This is a genomic window from Chitinophaga silvatica, assembly GCF_003419895.1.
Classification (GTDB): Bacteria; Bacteroidota; Bacteroidia; order Chitinophagales; family Chitinophagaceae; genus Chitinophaga; species Chitinophaga silvatica.
This window is the reverse complement of sequence record NZ_QPMM01000003.1, coordinates 146,646-165,882: the sequence shown is the minus strand read 5'-3', so window position 1 is coordinate 165,882 and position 19,237 is coordinate 146,646. Positions and strand designations below refer to the sequence as shown.

Genomic DNA, 19,237 nt, shown 5'->3' with positions numbered 1-19,237 from the left:
CAACTTGTAAAAAATCATTGATTTTACCAGAAGAAGGGGGCTTTGAAAAAATCTGTAGGGGTTTGACCTGTAAAGAGCTTAAAGTCTTTATTGAAATGTGCCTGATCGTAATACCCGCTTTCCAGCGCAAGATGGGTAAGCGAAAGGGCTGGGGGGCGTTGACGAATCAGGGTGTTTATTTTTACAATTGATGAAAATTGTTTGGGTGTAACTCCGACCAGTTTCCTGAATCTTTTCTCAAAAGCATCCTGACTTATAAATAAAGATTTAGAGAGTTCCTCAATTCTTATTGATCCTTTTTGGCTGGTAATCCGTGAAACTGCTTCATTAATAAGCAGATCTTCTTTTTTGTGTAAAAGTTTAGTAACTAAAAAGCTTTCTATCACTTTTATAATAGCCTGATAATCGGAGGCTTCTGCTAATTGTTCTTCAATTATTGAAATCTCAGAGGTGGCAAATAAGTCGTCGAGAGCTAAGCTTTCTTCAAAAAACTCGTAGGCCGGTTGTTTAAAAAATGCAGCAATGCCTGTTTCTCTGAAGTGTATAATAATCGTCAATGAGTCGGGAGCATAATTAATTAATCTGGCTCCTTTTCTCAAACCTGATAGTGTGGCAGCAGGAAGTATGATTTTATCCGTTTTCTCAATTAAGGAAACCTTCCCTTTAAGCTGAAATACTGCAGTGAATGTTGTTCCCGGTAATACTCTGTTTACCATTTCATCTGCACTTTTAATAAACCTGTATGATTTAATAAAAGAAGCCAGAGCAGGAGAGGGAGTGTATTCCTGGAAATTCATTTATCTAAGTTAATAAAATTGCAGGTCTTTTAATCAGTTATAGAAATACATTGATTACTAGTTATTTATTTTTAATTTGAATTGTTGAAAGGTCTAATTTTGATATGAAAACTTTTGTGATTGGAGATATACACGGAGCTTTTAAGGCTTTACAGCAATTGTTAGTAAGAATGCAATTACAGCCTGAAGATCAATTAATTTTCCTTGGCGATTATGTTGATGGCTGGCCACAATCTGCTCAGGTAATTGAGTTGCTGATTGAACTGCAGTGCAGATACCGCTGCATTTTCATAAAAGGCAATCATGATGTGCATTGTGAACTATGGCTTCAGAATAACAGGAATAATAGTACATGGGCACAGAATAAGGGATTACCCACCATTCAGAGTTATGAACCGTTGAATAATGAAAACAGACTAAAACACCTGGAGTTTTTTTCGCGCCTGCAATTTTTTCATATAGATGCTAACGACCGTTTATTTTTACATGCTGGCTTTAAGAATGATAATGGACCAGCAGCTGAATCACCTGTTGAAAACCTGACACTAGACAGATCATTATGGGAATTAGCTTTAACTATGAATAAACGTGTAATCAGTCATCCGGCCCTTTATCCTAAACGATTGAAACTATTTAAAGAAATCTATATAGGCCATACTCCTACTTTAATTTATAATGAAACTATTCCAATGTCTGCCTGCAATGTCTGGAATATAGATACAGGTGCCGGGCATACAGGTTGCCTGTCAGCAATGGATATTGATTCAAAGGAAGTAATTCAAAGCGATATTGTGCAGGAGTTGTATCCGGAGTTTAGAAGATATAGGGAATGAGTGAATTGGGGTACGGTTTTCTTATTGCTCAAAACCCAAACCCATGTCTATGGCTAAAATTGTGCCTACAAAAATAGTATTTACTATGTACTATCTATCATGGCTATATTTTTTTTGATTTTCTGATTCTCTAAATTAACCATAAAGTTTAAGCATGAACATAAATGGATTATAAATAATCTTTTTATATTCATTATTGCTTAAGATTGATTAATTAGGTATTAATATATTTGGTTACATACTACCAAATGAAGGAAGTACAGTACAATAGAATTAAAGCCGTGCTTGCGGAGAAATGGTAAATCCAATAAGGAATTGGCTGAGGCTATGGGATTAACTGAGCAAACAATATTCCGTTGGTGCCAGAACAAAAGGCAGCCACCTATAGAAAAGCTTTATGAGATTGGGAAATATCTAAAAGTTAACAACCGTGAACTTCTTAATCCGACAAATTGGGTTTAGGGTTAGTTATATTTCCATCAATAATATTACCCTGAGATAAAAATATTGCATATTTTTTGGTATTGTGGAAAACTGATGTATATTTGCATCAGTTCTTTGAGCAATTGAGTTTTGCATAGCTGGAAATGGTGCTGAGTCTTGAAGCATAGAAATATGCAATCAGCGAAAGCTGATATTTCCCCCCTTTTCATTATTGTCTAAATGTTAACAGTTTTGATGATGGTTTCAATAAAGTGCTCACATAAATGGCTGCCGTAAACGGCACCGTTTCCGGCAGCTTTTTTTTAAATTTTTAATCAAAAGCTATATGAAACAACAAAACTCAATTAATGAGTTGATTCAAGGAATCAACAATCTGCTCTCAAAGAGCAGCGGCCGTTTTACGACCGATGAAATTAGCCTCTTGCAACAAATAGTTGACGAGCTGAAGCGACTTCAGGGACTTAGCAGGGAAAAGCAAGGCATTCAAATTGTGGGGATAATCATAAATCTGATGAGATTATTTGTGTCAGATGGAGATAGTCTAATGAATATGATAAGAGATTGGTTTGATAAATAATTCGTCGGTCGTACACTTTACTAAAGTTATCTAAAAAATTTTCGTATGAATATTGGTGGAGCTATTGAAGGGTTACGAAAAAAGAAGAATATTAAGCAAAATGTATTAGCTGAAAAAGCAGAAATAACCCAATCGTATCTTTCCCTTATTGAAAGCAATAAAAAGGAACCGAATTTAAAAACCCTAAAAGCAATTGCAGACGGTTTGGAGGTGCCACTTCCAATAATATTTTTTCTTTCTATTACTCCAGATGATATACCTGTTGAAAAGCAGGAGTCTTATAAGCTTTTATCACCACTCGTGAACAGTGTAATTAAGGATATTTTTATTGCATAATTATGATCAAATCATTACGCCATTTAGAGGCTGTTATTGGCTACAAATTGAAGGATATTGATGCGGTATTAGACAATTTACATAAATACTATAATTCATTTTCGAGAACTAAAAAGTCTGGAAAAAAAAGAGATATTGATTCAAGTGAAAATATACTAAGAGATCTGCACAACAGAATAAATGATCGTATTTTTTCTCAAATATCTTTACCCTATCATGTAACAGGATCAGTCAAATATAGGAGCGCAGTATTAAATGCAAAATATCACTCTGGCAAGAAGTATCATTTTCAAACAGATCTTGTCGGCTATTTTCAATTTGTTAGTAATCGCTTAGTTTACTCGACACTGGTTAGTTTTGGTTTCTCCGCAGATGTTGCATCATACATAACTAAAATTACAACTTATAAGGGGCATGTTCCTCAAGGGGTTCCAACAAGTCCGTTTCTATGTAATGTAGTTGGATTAAGAATATTGGATGGGGAAATACTGGAGTTCTGTAAAAGCAGATCTATCATTTATACTAGGTATATTGATGATCTTACATTTTCGTCAGATGTAGATATAAAAGATTTTATCCCGGACATTCTTCAAATAATCAACAATAAGAATTTCTTATATAGCCACCGTAAGACAATCTATAAAGCAGGTGATATAGTTGTAACTGGTGTCTTAACAACTTGTAACGGTTTAAAAATGCCAGAAAGGCTGATTGAGAAGATGTCTAATGAGGTTGATATTATAAAGAGGAAAGGTTATGAAAATTTCGCCAATCAGATACAACGCATTCACAAATTGGGAACATTGAATGCCATTGTTGATAGACAACGTGAATTGGTGTTTCCTGGAAGATTGAAGGATCGCAAGAAAAAAAATGCTTCTTCAGCTGTCTTGGATTTAGTGAGTTTAGAAAATAAAAAATTGGAAATCGAGCGTGAGATAAATTTATATTAACAGAAGCTAGATAATTTGAAAAATTGGAATTGAGAATTAGTTTCAAAAAATAACCTTACCCGCCATATTTCCCGCTTGGTATATTTTGACAACAAAAGTGACAACGGGCTAAAAAAATAAAAAACCGCAAACACTTTATTATATTGCGTTTGCGGTCATCAGGTGGTAGCCTCGCCAAGAATCGAACTTGGATCTGGAGCTTCGGAAACTCTTATACTATCCATTGTACTACGAGGCCAAAAAGTTGCGCAAATCTACATTTTCTGTTACAGAATCCCAAATCGCCTTACAGATTGATATTGCTTTTAAAGATTTTAACGGCTATTGCCAGCAGAATAACGCCAAAAAACTTACGAAGTACCATCAGCCCGGCTTTACCAAGCATCCGTTCTATGTAATTAAGGCTTCTTAACACAATATATACGATAACCAGGTTAAGTATAATTCCTGCAAGGATGTTATATTCGCCAAAATTGGCTTTTAGCGACATAATTGTAGTTAAGGTACCAGATCCTGCTACCAGTGGAAAGGCAATAGGAACAACGCTACCAGCTTTGGCATCCTGTTCGCTCTTAAAGAACTCAATACCCAGGATCATTTCCAGCCCAATTACAAAAATCACTATAGAACCGGCAACAGCGAAAGAATTTACATCTACGCTCAGTAACTTAAGAAAAGGCTCTCCTACCAGCAGGAATAGAATCATTAATACACCCGAGGCAATAGTAGCTTTTCCGGCATCTATGTGTCCTAATTTCTCCTTTAAAGAAACTAATACAGGAATAGATCCCACAATATCAATAACTGCAAATAATGTAAAGGTAACAGCAAGGATTTGGTCGATACTGAACATGGATGCTTAATTTGTGTAAAATTTGATGTAAAGATAGGGAGAATGCTTAACCTTCATCTATCAATCTTTGAAAACAAACCACGAAACGGCTTATGACAGAGGATATTATCATGCAAATCAGCAACAAGATTAAAGAGAAAAGAAAAGCTAAAGGCATTACCATTCAGGAATTGGCTGATAAGGCAGATGTGAGTAAAGGACTGATTTCTCAGATAGAGAACAATCGTACCGTTCCTTCGTTATTGGTATTGATCAATATTATCAAAGCTTTACAGCTGGATATGAACGAGTTTTTTAATGAAATTGATCAACAATCACCTAATTCAAAAGTCATTATAAAACAAAAATCTACCTATCAACCATTCGAAAAAGAACCAGCAAAAGGCTTTGCCTATAAGAGAGTACTTACCCGTAATATCAAAAACCTGCCTATTGATATTGTGATCCTGGAACTCAAAAAAGGAGCCTCCCGATCTCAGGTGGTAAGAACAGATGCCTATGAATACAAATATATTATTAAAGGTACTGTTGAGTATTTAATTGATAATGAAAAGCATATCCTGGAAGAAGGTGATTCCCTGTTCTTTGATGGGCGTTTAGGCCATAAACCCCGTAATATTGGAGAAGATACCGCCCAGATTCTTGTCATTTATTTCTTCCTGGAAAATGACAAATGAGTTTACAAATGCTTAACAATAAATTTAGTCCTGCTTAACAATTAGGTCATATTCGACCGCAATCTTTGCTAGTAAATTAGAGTTGTACCCAAACCTACATTTACATGCAATCAAATCTACATCGCGCTTTTAAATGGCAGATATGCGCATTATTCCTGCTGCTAATTATTACTACTTCCGCCTATTCACAGTCGGTTACCGGAAAGGTAATAGGCGAGGCTGATCAGCAACCGGTTATCGGTGCCACTGTTAAGGTAAAAGGAGCTAACAGGGGCACCACTACCGATCCAAACGGCAGATTTTCTATTACTGCTTCCGGTGCTGATATTCTTGAAATCACTTCAATCGGCTTTCTTTCCGCTACCTATTTGGTTAAGGAAGGATCTAATGTAACTATCACTCTACAGCCAGATAAAAAAGCACTGGATGAAGTGGTTGTTACTGCATTGGGTATACGAAAAGAAGTGAAAAAAGTAGGATATGCCGTTCAGGAAGTAAAAGGTGCCGATATGGTAAAAGCCCGCGAACCCAATCCAATCAACGGATTAGTGGGTAAAGTAGCCGGACTTACCGTTGGCGCTTCCGCCGAAATGCTGGCTTCTCCTTTAGTACTACTACGCGGAAGCCAGATCACTTTATACGTGGTGGATGGGGTGCCTATCAACTCCGATACCTGGAACATCTCACCAGATGACATCGAAAGCTATACTGTCCTCAAAGGCCCTACAGCTTCCGCTTTATATGGTTCACGTGGACTAAACGGAGCCGTAATGATCACCACCAAAAAAGGGTCTAAAGACAAACGTGGTGTATCCATTGAATTCAACTCCAGTACAATGTTCGAAAAAGGATTTAATGCGATCCCTAAAGTACAGGATGAATACGGACCTGGCGACCACGGAAAATATGCATTCGTAGATGGTAAAGGAGGTGGAACCAATGATGGCGACTATGATGTCTGGGGCCCTAAATTTGAAGGTCAGCTTATTCCCCAGTATGATAGCCCTATTGATCCGGTAACCGGAAAACGTATCGGTACTCCCTGGATTGCCCGTGGAAAAAATAATCTACAACGCTTCCTGCAAACCGGAATGTTAAGTACCAATAACATTGCTATTTCTGCTCATAACGATAAAGCAGATGTACGCTTTTCTATCAATAACTCTTACCAGAAAGGTATCGTTCCAAACACAGGACTGAATATCTTCAACGGTAGCTTATCCCTGGGTTATAACTTCTCTCCAAAACTAAGAGTTGAAGGATATCTTAATTATAACCGCCAATCCTCCAAAAACTTCCCGGATGTTAACTATGGCCCTAACAGCTTAATTTATAATACCCTGATCTGGGCTGGTGCCGATTGGAGCATGGACGATATGCGCAACTACTGGCAACCTGGTAAAGAAGGTATACAATCTATTTATGCAGAATACCAACGTTATCATAACCCCTGGTTTATGACCTACGAATGGTTGAGAGGGCATTATAAAACAGACGTAAATGGCTATGCTAAAATCACCTATAAATTCAATGATAAACTGGAACTGCTTGCCCGTAGCCAAATCACTACTTATGATCTGTTGAGAACTGAAAAAGTTCCATACTCTGCGCACCCATATGGTCGCGAAGAAGGAAAAGGTGATTATAGAGAAGATCGCAGATCTTTATTCGAAAATAATACCGACCTCCTTTTATCCTACACTAATACTTTCAGTCACAAAATCGGAATACATGCGTCTGTAGGTGCAAATGCCCGTAATTATAAATATAACTCCAGTTATGTAACAACTAATTACTTAAATGCACCGGGATGGTATGGATTCGCTAATAGCCGTGATCCATTGTTTGCAACCAATTACACGGCACCAATGCTGGTACTTAGTGCTTATGGATATGTGGATATCGATTTAGGTAAATATGCTACCATTTCATTAACAGATAGGGTAGATAAGGCTTCTAACCTGCCGGTAATGAACAACACCTATACCTATCCTTCAATCGCTCTGAGTACGGTAGTTTCTGATTATGTAAAACTACCGGATGTTGTAAGCTTCCTGAAACTAAGAGGTTCATACGCGAATGTTAAAGGTGGTTTTACTCAGGCTACCATTGGAGCCACTCCGCTGGCTATCTACCCATTGGGCTATGGAACCCAGTATTTGTCGTCCTATGACGGACCTATCTTTAATACCCTCGATTATGGAGTAGCTCCTGTTTATCAAAACCAGGCTGGCGCTATTATCGCTCAAACCATAGCAAATCCGGATCTTAAGCCATTCGCCAGCAAAATGTTTGAAACAGGAATGGATATACGCTTTATCCAAAATCGAATTGGGTTAGATGCTACCTGGTTTACCAGTGCTAATGGTCCTCAGATTTATGATGTAACTCCTTCCAGTGCTTCCGGATTTTCCAAGAATAGAATCAATGGGGTAAATACCCGTAAAACAGGTCTGGAGCTGACTTTGAATGGTACACCTATCAGGAGTGCAAATGGGCTTACCTGGAACGTTACTGCCAACTGGTCTACTTTCAAGGAGAAGTACGTGAAAATATCAGATTCTGATACTAAGCTCAATGCTTTTGTAGGCGTAGGCGACAGAGTAGATAAAATCTATGGTACTGCCTTCGTAAGAACCCCTGATGGAAAGATTATAAATGGTAATGATGGTCGCCCTATCAATAACCCTACTTCGCAATTCCTGGGATATGCAAGTCCTGATTGGGTTTGGGGAGTTAATAACAGCTTTAGCTACAAAGGTATTAATCTGAGCTTTCAGTTCGATGGTCGTGTTGGCGGTAGTATGATAGATTATATCCAGCAACAAACATTCCGTGGCGGACGTAATATCCAAACTGTACAGGGTGCAATGGGTGAGGCCAGATACCAGGACTATAAAGGAGTTAAATCATATTTAGGAGAAGGTGTTGTTGTAAGTAATGCTGTACCCATCCAATACGACAATAATGGTAATGTAACCAACTATGATAAGTTGCAATATTCAACAAATGTTACTAAAACCTTCCTACAGGATTATATCAGCGTTTACTATCGTACCAATGAAGCTAATGTTATCAGCAAAACATTCGCTAAGCTAAGAGAAGTGACCATTGGATATTCATTGCCTTCTTCCTTATTACGAGGCACTTTCATTCATACGGCCAACATCTCTTTCATCGGAAGAAATCTGTTATACTTCGCCAAACGTACAGATGTTGATTTGGATCAGTACCCTGACGCCAATCAAGGTTCTTCTACTTTACAAACGCCTACGACTAAACGCTATGGTGTAAATCTAAACCTCACCTTCTAAATCATTTGTATGAAATCCTTTAAAATATTAGCATTTGCCGCATTGGCCGGTATCGCTTTTACAAGCTGTAACCGTAAGTACGATGATTATGCTATCAATAATAATAAACCTACTAAAGTGCCTCCCAGCTTAGTGCTGGGCGGTGTATTGGCCAACATAAATGTAGATCAGCCATGGAGCCAGGTAATGCGCTGGAACCAGTTCGACTGCTGTAATTACAACTATTATGGTGATCAACGTTACGATTGGGGAGGAGTAGATTTCAGTAGCTATTATACCATGAATAACGTACAACAGATGGAAGCTGAAGCTGCCAGGCTTGGTGGACAAACTATCAATCCCTATACTTCACTGGGTAAATTCTTCAGAGCGCTCCTATACTACCGTATGACATGCCTGGTGGGAGATTTGCCTATGAAAGAAGCCTTACAGGGAAAGGCCGACCTGACCCCTAAGTATAGCTCGCAAAAAGAAGTATTTCTTCAGATTCTGAAATGGCTGGAAGATGCGAATACAGAACTTGGACAACAAGTTAATAATCCTGATAAAAGTGCTACGGCAGAAGGTCAGATTCTAAAAGGCGATTTTTATTTTGGTAACGATCTTGCAAGCTGGCAGAGAACTGTAAATGCTTTTCGTCTAAGAGTTTTAATTACACTAAGTGGAAAAACTGCAGATGCTGATCTGAAAGTGGTAGATCAATTTAAAAATATTGTAAGCAATCCTGCTAAATATCCATTGTTTGAAGCAATGGGGCAAAGCTTTCAATATTTATATAACAATATAAATAAGTATCCATCCAATCCGGATAATCTGGGTTTTGATGCCACCCGTTATAATATGTCGGCAACTTACCTGAATACCCTGGTAAACCTAAATGATCCCAGAGCTTATATCACAGCAGAACCGGCAACCGAACAACTTAACAAATTATATAAAACGCCGGCGGATATCACAGCCTATGTTGGTGCACCATCTGGTGAAAGTCTGGATAATATGTCGTCGAAGATGTCGAATGTTGATACTGCTGTTTATTCTGTACGTAGCCGTAGTCGATATTATAGCAATTACACAGCGGAACCGGGTATTATCGTTGGATACCCTGAGTTGTGTTTCAATATGGCCGAAGCAATTAATCGCGGCTGGATCAGTGGGGATGCTGAAGAGTGGTATAAGAAAGGTATTAAGAGTTCTCTGGGTTTTTACGGTGTTCCTACCGTTGCTGCTGGTATTATCACAAAATCCTATGCCGGTTTGCGTTATGATGTACCGTTCGACTTTGAAAATACCTATTACAAACAGGCTGCAGTAAAGTATAGTGGAGATAATGCGCAAGGGCTTAAACAAATTCTTACGCAAAAATATCTGGCATTTTTTGAGAATTCTGGTTGGGAAGCATTCATTAACTGGAGAAGAACCGGTGTACCAACTTTTAGTACAGGAACCGGAACAGGTAATAATACCATGATTCCGAAAAGATTCAAATATCCGGATTCAGAGAGATCAGCGAATACAACCAACTGGACCAATGCACTACAAAGCCAGTTTGGTGGAACTACAGATGATATTAATGCCGATATGTGGCTATTGAAATAACCTTTGTCGCAAAGACGCAGAGAAGCAAAGACGCAGAGAATTATTGATAGTGTTGTTGGAATAAGAATTCTTTGCCTCTCTTCGTCTTAGCAGGAAACCATTTACATGAACATGAACATACCCTTTATCAGACGCTGGTTACAGCAAACCCATTATCTTACTTTCTCGTTGTATGCAGGCCTGGTGGCATTTGGAACTTATTCATGCATGTATGCTTTCAGGAAACCATTTACAGCAGGAATTTTTGAAGGACAAACATTTTTAGGGATTGATTATAAAATTTGGTTGGTCATTACCCAAACAATAGGTTATGCGCTAAGCAAGTTTTATGGGATACGATTCATTGCCGAAATGAAGGGATCGAAAAGAGCCCGGAGTATTGTTACTCTAATAGCAATATCCTGGATTGCTTTGTTGGGCTTTGGTTTGGTGCCTCGTCCTTACAATATTGTTTTCCTGTTATTGAATGGGTTTCCGCTTGGAATGATATGGGGATTGGTTTTCAGTTATCTGGAGGGTAGGCGTAGTACCGAATTTATGGGAGCATTATTATCTATCAGTTTTATTTTTTCATCAGGGTTTGTTAAATCTGTTGGGAAGCTGACAGTAGTAGACTGGGGGATTTCCGAATATTGGATGCCCTTTGTTACGGGTGGTATTTTCGTAGTACCCATCTTGATTTTTGTGGTTTTGCTTGAACAAATACCCCCGCCTACTGAAGCCGATGAGAAATTAAGAACTAAGCGGGAGCCAATGAATAAAGAACAGCGAAGAAAGATGATTAAGCTGTTTTTACCTGGATTGGTTTTATTGATAGCCAGTTATGTTCTGTTAACCATTCTGAGAGATATGAGAGATAATTTTGCGGCTGATATCTGGAAGGATTTTGGGTATGGGAATAATTCAGGTATTTTTTTACAAACAGAAATTCCGGTATCTGTTGCCATTATTATTGTAATGGGTTTATTGATTTTTGTGAAGAATAATTTCCATGCTTTCATACTAAATCATCTTATTGTAATCACAGGGTTTATGATTGCGTTGATCAGCACCTGGTTATTTCAGCATCATAGAATGGGGCCGGTTAGTTGGATGACAATTTCCGGATTAGGGCTTTATATGGGCTATATTCCGTTTAATTGTATCTTCTTTGAAAGACTGATTGCAGTATTTAAGTATGTAAGCAATGTTGGGTTTATTATTTATGTAGCAGATTCATTTGGATATGTTGGAAGTGTGGGAGTGATGTTGTATAAAAATTTTGGTGGAACATCATTATCGTGGAGCCACTTTTTTATTGAGGTGGTAATGGGAGTATCGTTAAGTGGGATAGCGATGATGGTAATTTCAATCTGGTACTTCAGGAAGAAATACCAGGCTTCCAATAAAGCGGTTGTTTTACCTGCAGCTTCAATGTTAACAATATAAAAAAGATCGTGCATTACCTTATGCACGATCTTTCTGTTTGTCTTTATAACAGGAATCTAATTAATTATTCGTTATCAGAAGCTTCAGCACTCTTACCTTTCTTGGCAGGAGTATCTTTTGCATCTTTAAATTCGCGAATGCCGCTACCCAGACCGCGCATCAACTCTGGTATTTTCTTACCACCAAACAATAACAAAATAACTAAAGCAATCAGCAATAGTTCTTTAATACCAACTTCCTGCAAAAACAACAGCGGGATATTCAGAAAAGATGTTGTCATTTAAAACAAATTTTATGGTGTACTATATTATACAGTCATAAAGTTAGCACGAAATACCAGTTTTTTCGTTTTTTGATGTAATATTTAGAAATATAAATATAATTGTTTGCAAAACAACATATTATAAATTAGAAACAATTAATTCGAGTTGTTTGTCTTCATATTTAATAATAGAAATCTTACCAAAATCCATATTTAAACCGAAGGCATCCACTAAAGGAGTATCTGTAACCATAGCAAGAATACAACGGATCACTCCGTTATGGGTAACCAAAACGGTATCTTCCCCACTGGCAAGGCATTCTTCAAATATTTCCTTACTTCTGTTAAACAATTCCTCATAGGTTTCCCCACCCGGAATCCGTTCAAACACAATATTTAATGCCCATCTGTCTAAAGCATTTCTGCTAATATCATCCCAGGGCTTCATTTCCCAGTCGCCAAAATCCATTTCCATAAGCCGATCGTCTACTTCAAACTGATCGCCATATAGATATCTGGCTAGTTTAGCACAGCGTTGTAATGGGCTGCTAATTACCTTATACTGGCCTGGAGTTAACATCCCCTTTACTCTTGCAGCATCTTCTTCGAAGCTTCCAGCTACATCTACGTCTGAAGTTCCATAGCAAAACCCGGCATCAACTGAAGGGGTAGTATGTCTTATTAAATATATTTCCATGTAAGAATACAAAAGGATAAGTAAATAATTGTTTCTGATACTTGTTGAACGGCTCCCAGGCAATCGCCTGTATAACCTCCCAGCCATTGATTCATCAGGCGTACTAAATACCAGCGACCCAATAACAATGCTGGAATAATTAAGAGCAAAGTATAATTATGAAGATAGATCATTACGCCGACATACGGAGTAAGTCCTCCCACCGCTGCAATTAAAAGATCTGTTTTCGTAATTCCCTTAGCCAGAGGTTTGGCCTTGCTGTCTTCATTCTCCAGCACATATTTATGTGTATAAATCACTGTTACAGCCACAAACCGGCTTAATGGTTGCGCACTGGCAATAGTTAACATTACCAGAAATAAAGACATTTCACGTAACGACAAAAACTTTAATGTCATTATTAATAATAATCCAAGCATGCCATAAGTACCAATCCTGCTGTCTTTCATGATTTCAAGGATCTTTTCCTTTGTCCATCCTCCACCAAATCCATCACACATATCTGCAAATCCATCTTCATGAAATGCACCTGTAACCCAGATTCCCATAATTAATGAAAGTAAAATGGTTATCATCGGGGGGGCAATATGTCTGAAGATCAGTACTAATGCAATCATGATAGCTCCTGTAATCCATCCGATCAGCGGAAGATAACGGGTTGCTTTGTTCAACATTTCGTTGGAATAAGGAATAGTAGGAACAGGCAAACGAGTATAAAACATTACGGCTGTCAGGAATAGTTGCCATTGTTCTCTCATATTGTCCGGTTTGAGATTTGTGCGCTACTGAAACTTGCCATTTCATTTAGAAAAGCAGTAGCACTTTTTAACAACGGAATTGCTAATGCAGCTCCTGTACCTTCGCCCAACCGCATATCAAGTTGCAGAAGAGGTTTGGCATTCAGGAATTCCAACATAGCTTTATGACCTTGTTCTTCCGAACAATGTGCAAATACACAATAGTCTCTCACAGCCGGTTCCATAGCCATTGCCGCCAGTAATGCTGAGGTAACAATAAATCCATCAATCACCACTACCATCTTAAGTGAGGCGGCTTCAAGTATAGCACCGCAAATCATCGCAATCTCAAAGCCACCAAAGGTTGCTAACGCCTGTTCTGCACTGGGTGGAGTTGCATGATTATTCATTACCTGCTGCAAAACAGCTTTCTTTTGAGTTAACTGCTGTATGTTACTCCCTGTTCCGGTACCAGTGCAATCGGCAACCGGTATTTTAGTGAAGTGACTCATTAGCAATGCAGCAGCTGATGTATTACCAATCCCCATTTCTCCGAATCCAATAGTATTACATCCCTGCTCATGCAGTCGCTGTACTTCTTCAGCTCCTGCCTGTAGGGCAAGTCTGCATTGGTCGAGCGACATAGCCGGCATATGCAGAAAGTTCTGAGTGCCCATGGCAATCTTTCTGTTTTTTAGCTGTTCATGCTCCGGAAAAAGATGATTTACTCCTGCATCAACTACTACCAGGTTTAGCTGATGTAGTTTGCTAAACACATTGATGGCTGCGCCACCTTGCAGAAAGTTATAAACCATTTGAGCTGTTACTGCCTGAGGAAATGGGTTTACCAGTCCTTCGGCTGCAATGCCATGATCGCCGGCAAATACAATAATAGCAGGCTGGTTGATTGTGGGAGTCAGCGTATCCTGTATTAACCCTGTTTGTAGCGCAATCGTTTCCAGCATACCTAATGAACCGGGAGGTTTAGTCTTTTGATCTATTTTATCCTGTAAGGCTGCTCTTAATGTTTGTGCTACTGGTGTAATCGGACGCTGACTCATCATGGTTATTTTTCTTCTTTTATTACAACTGGAATACCAGATACCATTAATACAACGGTGTTGGCTATACGTGCAATGTATTGGTTTACCCATCCCTGGAGGTCGGTAAACTTTCTGCCAACACCGGTTTCGGCATGCACCCCCATTCCTATTTCATTTGTTACAAAAATGAAATCCGCTTTTTGTTTTAAAAGGGAATCAATTTCTGTTTGAATAGCCTGCAAGGTGCCTGCCTGATTATAATTATTTGAAACAAAGAAGTTGGTAAGCCATAATGTAATGCAGTCCACAACTACTGTTTTACCTTCCAATGGTAGTAAACTCAATTGTTGCTCTTCTTCATACAATTGCCACTGAGGGCCTCTGTCTTCCTGATGCTTCTTTATTCTTTCAGCAAAATCATCATCCCATATTCTGGCAGTAGCAACATACACCGGCTGTTCACTCAATGAAATAGCCAGATTTTGTGCATAACCGCTTTTCCCGGATCTTGCTCCTCCTGTGATGAGATATATCATAAATATTACCTGTTGAATGCTGGCATTGCAGGGAAGAAGAAACCTACATAGGAAACATTCTTCTTCAAGGCACCTGTAGTAGCATCGTAAATACCAAGGGTGTTTTGATTATTGTTGGCATACGGAGTTTTCAGACTGGTAACAACAAGTGTATTATTAACCGGATTATTTCTGAATCCGGCGCCATAAAGTTGTGTACCGGCAGCTATCGTTATAAATGGAGTCTGTAATGAAGAAGGTACACCAACACTATACTTATAAATCTCTCTTCCTTCTTCCAGCCAGCTGTTTGTTTTTCCTATAAATACCGCATTTTCCGAAGTAGATGCACTTAACATGCCTGGATTCCAGAAGCCCCATGAGGCGTAAACAGGGAATGGAATATTTACTGTATCAATCTTCAGATTCTCCGGGTTGATATTAAACAAGTAAGTATCTCTGGCAGCCCAGATAGTGCCATCCGGAGTTACGGCAAAACCTATATCAGCTTTACCGAAGTTCTTAACAATGCTATAGTTGGAAGGGTTTAAAGCAAGCAAACCACTTGTTTCAGACAATACAAAAATATAGGTACTGGTATTTACCATCCCGCCTACCTCACCATTGATTCCGGCAATTTTGCTACCTAAAGTAAGGCTTTGCAGATTTAAAGGATAAATTCCATCGATGGTACTTATTAATCCGGTATTGCTGTTTATTGCACAGAATGCATTACCATCTTTTGGCAATTGGTTAATACGCCCAACTTCTTTCATGGTACTGGCATCAGCCACTACAAAAGGTCCTTGTTTTGAAATGAGGTATAATCTGTTGTTATAAAATGCACCGTATTCAGTTGTAGTACCCAGCGTTTTACCTGGATTGTTGCGTGCGAAAACATATTGATAAACGGAGTCTTCACCATTGCGGTAAAAGTTTACATCTCCCGGGCTTACACCATACTGGCCTTCATTGATAAGGAAGAAGCCATTTTCGAACTTTCCTTCTACTTTTATTCTGTAGTAGAAAACAGCCATGCTATTTCCTGAAATAATTTTATAGGAGATAGTATAATTTCCTTGTTCAGTAGGAGTAAAAGTATAAATTGAATCTGTGCTGACCTGTACACCGTTTACTAACCATTGAAAAGTGGGATTCTTAACATTGGCAAGCTCCGGGCTAATTACTCTTGTATCGCCAACCTTAATGGTGTCGTATCCGTTTTGCAATCCCGGCGCTAGAATCTGAGGAACGATTACTTCGGCCTGGTTATCTTTAGAACAGGAAGCTAATCCTGCTACTGCCAATGCTGCTACAATAAATAAAAGTTGAAATTTGCGTGTAATGCTGCGCATGTAGTTTGTAATTTATGTACGTATAACTATTAACTGTTCAATTAGCGCTGAAGATAGTTGCTGAATGCAAGGGGCGACGATATCCCCCAAAATAATTTAGAGATTTAGAGCAGACATATATTCTGCCCGCTACTAAATCTCTAAAAAGATATAAAAACAATATTACTGAGCAAAACGCATACGCTGTTTTACCAGGGCAAAGCTGCCAAAGAAGATAGTGCTGTAGATAAGATTGCCTATCAGAGTATATTTCATAAAAGGAATACCCAGTACGTAGCAGTTGGTTAAACCTGCTAAATCACGGGTAAACGGAAGGCCGGTTGTTATATCTGTAGACCCGCTGGCCCATACACCAAAGTTGGAAACCAGGAAGTGAATCATCGCTGCTCCAACTGAAGCCATAACAATATTGCCTACACTCGCTTTTTTAATCATAACCTGACCTAATAACACAATCAGTATAAAGCTTGCATAGTTCCAGATCCAACCTTTATAAAGTAATCCAGATGCATATTCCTTATGGAAGAACTGCATCAAAATAATATCACTGATAAATAAGGTTAAAAGTGGAAAAGCATAAGATTTCCATTTCTGAGAAAATGAAGCTCCTCCAAATAAGGCCATTGCACCTACCGGAGTAAACATTGCGATGGGCGACATATTTGCATCTGCTCCCAACACTACACGGATGATTCCCGCTGCTATGATAAAGAGCAACAATACACCAAATTGCGGATTGAGATTCTTTAAAGACATTATATCGATTTTAAAGTTTACAAATTAACAATTAGACCTGTGGTAAAGTTAAATCGCTTGGTGTTATATCCCAAAATATCAAAATATTTATAATCTGTAATATTTCTTAACCCTGCGTAAACTTTCAGCAAGTTACCAAATTTATACTCACCATAAAGATCTATGGTATAATAATCTCCCATCGGGGCTATTGGCTTATCAGCCCAACCCACATAATCCATCCGCTCACCCATATACTTAAACGTAGTTGAAACATACAGCGATTTGGTAGCCTGGTAGCCCAAAGTCGCATTTACTGCACTCTTGGGGATTCTGTACAGATTGTTATAGGTAGTATCTTTCCCGTTTTGAGTTTCAACAATATTTCCATCAACATACGTATAATTGGCTGTTAATACCAGACCTTTGATGATAGTCCAATCGGCTTCCAGCTCAAAACCTTTTGCCTTTTGTTTATTGGCGTTATGAAATTGACTGGTAAAGGTTACCGGATCAAAGGCAAATAAAATCAGGTTATCAGTTGTTCTCTGGAATCCTGTTGCCCTTACATTTACCCGGTTTTTGATCAGAGATGCCTGGTATCCGGCTTCATAACTCATCGTAGTTTCAGGCTTCAGGTTTCTGTTGCCATAAGTATCATATAGTTGGTATAACGACGGGATACGGTAAGCCGATGATATATTGATGAAGAATTTATGTTGCTCATTCAACAGGTAAGAAGGGTTGAAAGAAAATGTTTGATTATTACCATAAATATTATGGTAATTATATCTTCCTCCCAGTTCCATATTAAATCCATTCAGGTTGTGCAACAACAAGGAAGCGTATAGGCTTGTCTGGTTAATATGGGCACTATCAGGCGATAAACCGGTAATGTATAAATTGGGATCCCAATTACTGATCAACTTATCATACCTCTCCATATTAGCTATACCGAAGGTTCCGCCACCGATTAGTCTCAAATTGCTTGTCAGATCCAGGTTTACATATGTTTCGAACTGGTGAAGGTTGGAAGTGTAAACTGTGCTGTCGAATTTCGCAAAGATATCAGGTCCATTGTAGGTACTGTCGTTCCTAATGGTTCTTCTGGTACGTTGATAAGTATATAAAAAGTGCCAGGAACCATGTTTGAATTGGTAATCACTTTTAATTCCGGCCTGCAGGTAACCCGATTTGCCTGTATAGTCGCGTTCATCGGTATATGCACCTTCATCCAGGTCGTTGTGGTAATTGTTGTATAGGAACAACGAATTCAATTGCCAGCGGGAAGAAACTTTATATCCTAGTTTCGCGAATGCGGAATGTTGCCTGAAACCATCATTATCGAAGTTGCTGATGTGTGTAGTATCATAGGCATCGGAGAACCCTCTTGTTTTTTCGTATTTATAGCCAGCCAGGTAAGAGAAGCGTTGAAGGTTTCCCTGAACACTTACATTGCCCTGCCAGTCGTTATAACTACCATAAGAGGTGTTTAACCCTACTCCGAATTTCTTATCTCCGGCGTTTTTTGTAATGATGTTGATAACCCCGGCAACTGCATTGGACCCATACAAGGTAGATTGACTACCACGTAGTATTTCAATTCTTTCTACCTGTTCGGGTATGATGAAATTCAGATCAAATGAATTGCTGGATAATGAAGCATCGCTAACCGGCATTCCGTCGATCAGTATAAGCGTATTGCCATTACTTGCCCCACGGGTGTATATGTTAGGTACGGTTCCTCTTGTATTATTGGCACCGTTGATGATCAGACCAGTTTGCTGATTGAGTATTTCAGCAATAGACTTACCGCTATTTTGCTGGAGGTATTGTTTGGTTAGAATAGTAACAACTTTACCGGTTTCTCCTGCTTTTTGAGGAGCCTTGGTAGCTGTTACTGTAATTTCGTTTAATTGATTGATCCGGCTGCTGTCCTGAGCTCTGAGATTGATTTGTAAACAAGTGAAACTAAGAAGTAGCAGGTAAATTTTGGTGTGCATTCACGAGATTTTAAATAAAGAAAAGGCGCGATGTGATTCTAAGTTTGGCTAAACCCTGGAAATCACATCGCGCCAATATATA

Annotated in this window: 19 protein-coding genes and 1 tRNA gene; 9 read left to right on the top strand and 11 right to left on the bottom strand. The window is 38.7% G+C overall.

Annotation, left to right across the window (positions count from 1 at the left end; translation table 11 throughout):
• Positions 1–23: 23 nt before the first annotated feature.
• Complete coding sequence (locus tag DVR12_RS08590) at positions 24–797, bottom strand: helix-turn-helix domain-containing protein (RefSeq protein ID WP_116975257.1); 774 nt, start codon at positions 795–797, stop codon at positions 24–26.
• Positions 798–901: 104 nt separating this feature from the next.
• Here DVR12_RS08590 and DVR12_RS08585 point away from each other — a divergent pair, with 104 nt between their 5' ends.
• The 5 genes from DVR12_RS08585 (at position 902) to DVR12_RS08565 (ending at position 3,940) form a co-directional block, all read left to right on the top strand.
• Complete coding sequence (locus DVR12_RS08585; RefSeq protein WP_116975256.1) at positions 902–1,630, top strand: metallophosphoesterase family protein; 729 nt, start codon at positions 902–904, stop codon at positions 1,628–1,630.
• 285 nt (positions 1,631–1,915) lie between these two features.
• A complete protein-coding gene (locus tag DVR12_RS28110) occupies positions 1,916–2,092 on the top strand; it encodes a helix-turn-helix transcriptional regulator (RefSeq protein ID WP_199417076.1) in 177 nt (58 codons plus the stop codon).
• 307 nt (positions 2,093–2,399) lie between these two features.
• Complete coding sequence (locus DVR12_RS08575; RefSeq protein WP_116975255.1) at positions 2,400–2,651, top strand: hypothetical protein; 252 nt, start codon at positions 2,400–2,402, stop codon at positions 2,649–2,651.
• A gap of 45 nt (positions 2,652–2,696) precedes the next feature.
• Positions 2,697–2,987, top strand: a complete 291-nt coding sequence (locus DVR12_RS08570; RefSeq protein ID WP_116975254.1) for a helix-turn-helix domain-containing protein — start codon at positions 2,697–2,699, stop codon at positions 2,985–2,987.
• Positions 2,988–2,989: 2 nt separating this feature from the next.
• Complete coding sequence (locus tag DVR12_RS08565) at positions 2,990–3,940, top strand: reverse transcriptase family protein (protein ID WP_116975253.1); 951 nt, start codon at positions 2,990–2,992, stop codon at positions 3,938–3,940.
• Between the two features lie 163 nt (positions 3,941–4,103).
• Here the strand turns inward: DVR12_RS08565 and DVR12_RS08560 are convergent.
• Together DVR12_RS08560 and DVR12_RS08555 are read right to left on the bottom strand one after the other, a co-directional pair.
• Positions 4,104–4,178, bottom strand: a tRNA-Arg gene (locus DVR12_RS08560).
• A gap of 48 nt (positions 4,179–4,226) precedes the next feature.
• The gene (locus DVR12_RS08555; RefSeq protein ID WP_116975252.1) at positions 4,227–4,793 is read right to left on the bottom strand and encodes a MarC family protein; all 567 of its coding nucleotides are present in this window, start codon (positions 4,791–4,793) and stop codon (positions 4,227–4,229) included.
• A gap of 92 nt (positions 4,794–4,885) precedes the next feature.
• Here DVR12_RS08555 and DVR12_RS08550 point away from each other — a divergent pair, with 92 nt between their 5' ends.
• The 4 genes from DVR12_RS08550 (at position 4,886) to DVR12_RS08535 (ending at position 11,808) form a co-directional block, all read left to right on the top strand.
• Complete coding sequence (locus tag DVR12_RS08550; RefSeq protein ID WP_116975251.1) at positions 4,886–5,470, top strand: helix-turn-helix domain-containing protein; 585 nt, start codon at positions 4,886–4,888, stop codon at positions 5,468–5,470.
• A gap of 104 nt (positions 5,471–5,574) precedes the next feature.
• Positions 5,575–8,784 (top strand): SusC/RagA family TonB-linked outer membrane protein, encoded by a 3,210-nt coding sequence (locus DVR12_RS08545; RefSeq protein ID WP_116975250.1) that lies wholly within the window; start codon positions 5,575–5,577, stop codon positions 8,782–8,784.
• Positions 8,785–8,793: 9 nt separating this feature from the next.
• Positions 8,794–10,380 (top strand): SusD/RagB family nutrient-binding outer membrane lipoprotein, encoded by a 1,587-nt coding sequence (locus tag DVR12_RS08540; protein WP_116975249.1) that lies wholly within the window; start codon positions 8,794–8,796, stop codon positions 10,378–10,380.
• A 111-nt stretch (positions 10,381–10,491) separates the two neighbouring features.
• Positions 10,492–11,808, top strand: coding sequence for a DUF5690 family protein (locus tag DVR12_RS08535; RefSeq protein ID WP_116975414.1), 1,317 nt, complete (start codon positions 10,492–10,494; stop codon positions 11,806–11,808).
• Between the two features lie 64 nt (positions 11,809–11,872).
• On the opposite strand, the gene tatA is transcribed toward DVR12_RS08535, so the two are convergent.
• The 8 genes from tatA to DVR12_RS08495 form a co-directional block, all read right to left on the bottom strand.
• Positions 11,873–12,088 (bottom strand): twin-arginine translocase TatA/TatE family subunit, encoded by a 216-nt coding sequence (tatA, locus tag DVR12_RS08530; RefSeq protein WP_199417075.1) that lies wholly within the window; start codon positions 12,086–12,088, stop codon positions 11,873–11,875.
• A 121-nt stretch (positions 12,089–12,209) separates the two neighbouring features.
• Positions 12,210–12,767: an alpha-ribazole phosphatase family protein gene (gene cobC, locus DVR12_RS08525; RefSeq protein WP_158563236.1), complete on the bottom strand. Its 558-nt coding sequence runs from the start codon at positions 12,765–12,767 to the stop codon at positions 12,210–12,212.
• Positions 12,752–13,525 (bottom strand): adenosylcobinamide-GDP ribazoletransferase, encoded by a 774-nt coding sequence (locus DVR12_RS08520; RefSeq protein WP_116975247.1) that lies wholly within the window; start codon positions 13,523–13,525, stop codon positions 12,752–12,754. The genes cobC and DVR12_RS08520 overlap by 16 nt, the downstream gene beginning before the upstream one ends.
• The gene (gene cobT, locus DVR12_RS08515) at positions 13,522–14,565 is read right to left on the bottom strand and encodes a nicotinate-nucleotide--dimethylbenzimidazole phosphoribosyltransferase (RefSeq protein WP_116975412.1); all 1,044 of its coding nucleotides are present in this window, start codon (positions 14,563–14,565) and stop codon (positions 13,522–13,524) included. The genes DVR12_RS08520 and cobT overlap by 4 nt, the downstream gene beginning before the upstream one ends.
• Before the next feature lie 5 nt (positions 14,566–14,570).
• A complete protein-coding gene (gene cobU / locus DVR12_RS08510; RefSeq protein WP_116975246.1) occupies positions 14,571–15,083 on the bottom strand; it encodes a bifunctional adenosylcobinamide kinase/adenosylcobinamide-phosphate guanylyltransferase in 513 nt (170 codons plus the stop codon).
• Between the two features lie 5 nt (positions 15,084–15,088).
• Complete coding sequence (locus DVR12_RS08505; RefSeq protein ID WP_116975245.1) at positions 15,089–16,417, bottom strand: DUF5074 domain-containing protein; 1,329 nt, start codon at positions 16,415–16,417, stop codon at positions 15,089–15,091.
• A 162-nt stretch (positions 16,418–16,579) separates the two neighbouring features.
• The gene (locus DVR12_RS08500) at positions 16,580–17,173 is read right to left on the bottom strand and encodes a DUF6580 family putative transport protein (RefSeq protein WP_116975244.1); all 594 of its coding nucleotides are present in this window, start codon (positions 17,171–17,173) and stop codon (positions 16,580–16,582) included.
• A 17-nt stretch (positions 17,174–17,190) separates the two neighbouring features.
• Positions 17,191–19,155, bottom strand: a complete 1,965-nt coding sequence (locus tag DVR12_RS08495; protein WP_116975243.1) for a TonB-dependent receptor plug domain-containing protein — start codon at positions 19,153–19,155, stop codon at positions 17,191–17,193.
• Between the last annotated feature and the right edge of the window lie 82 nt (positions 19,156–19,237).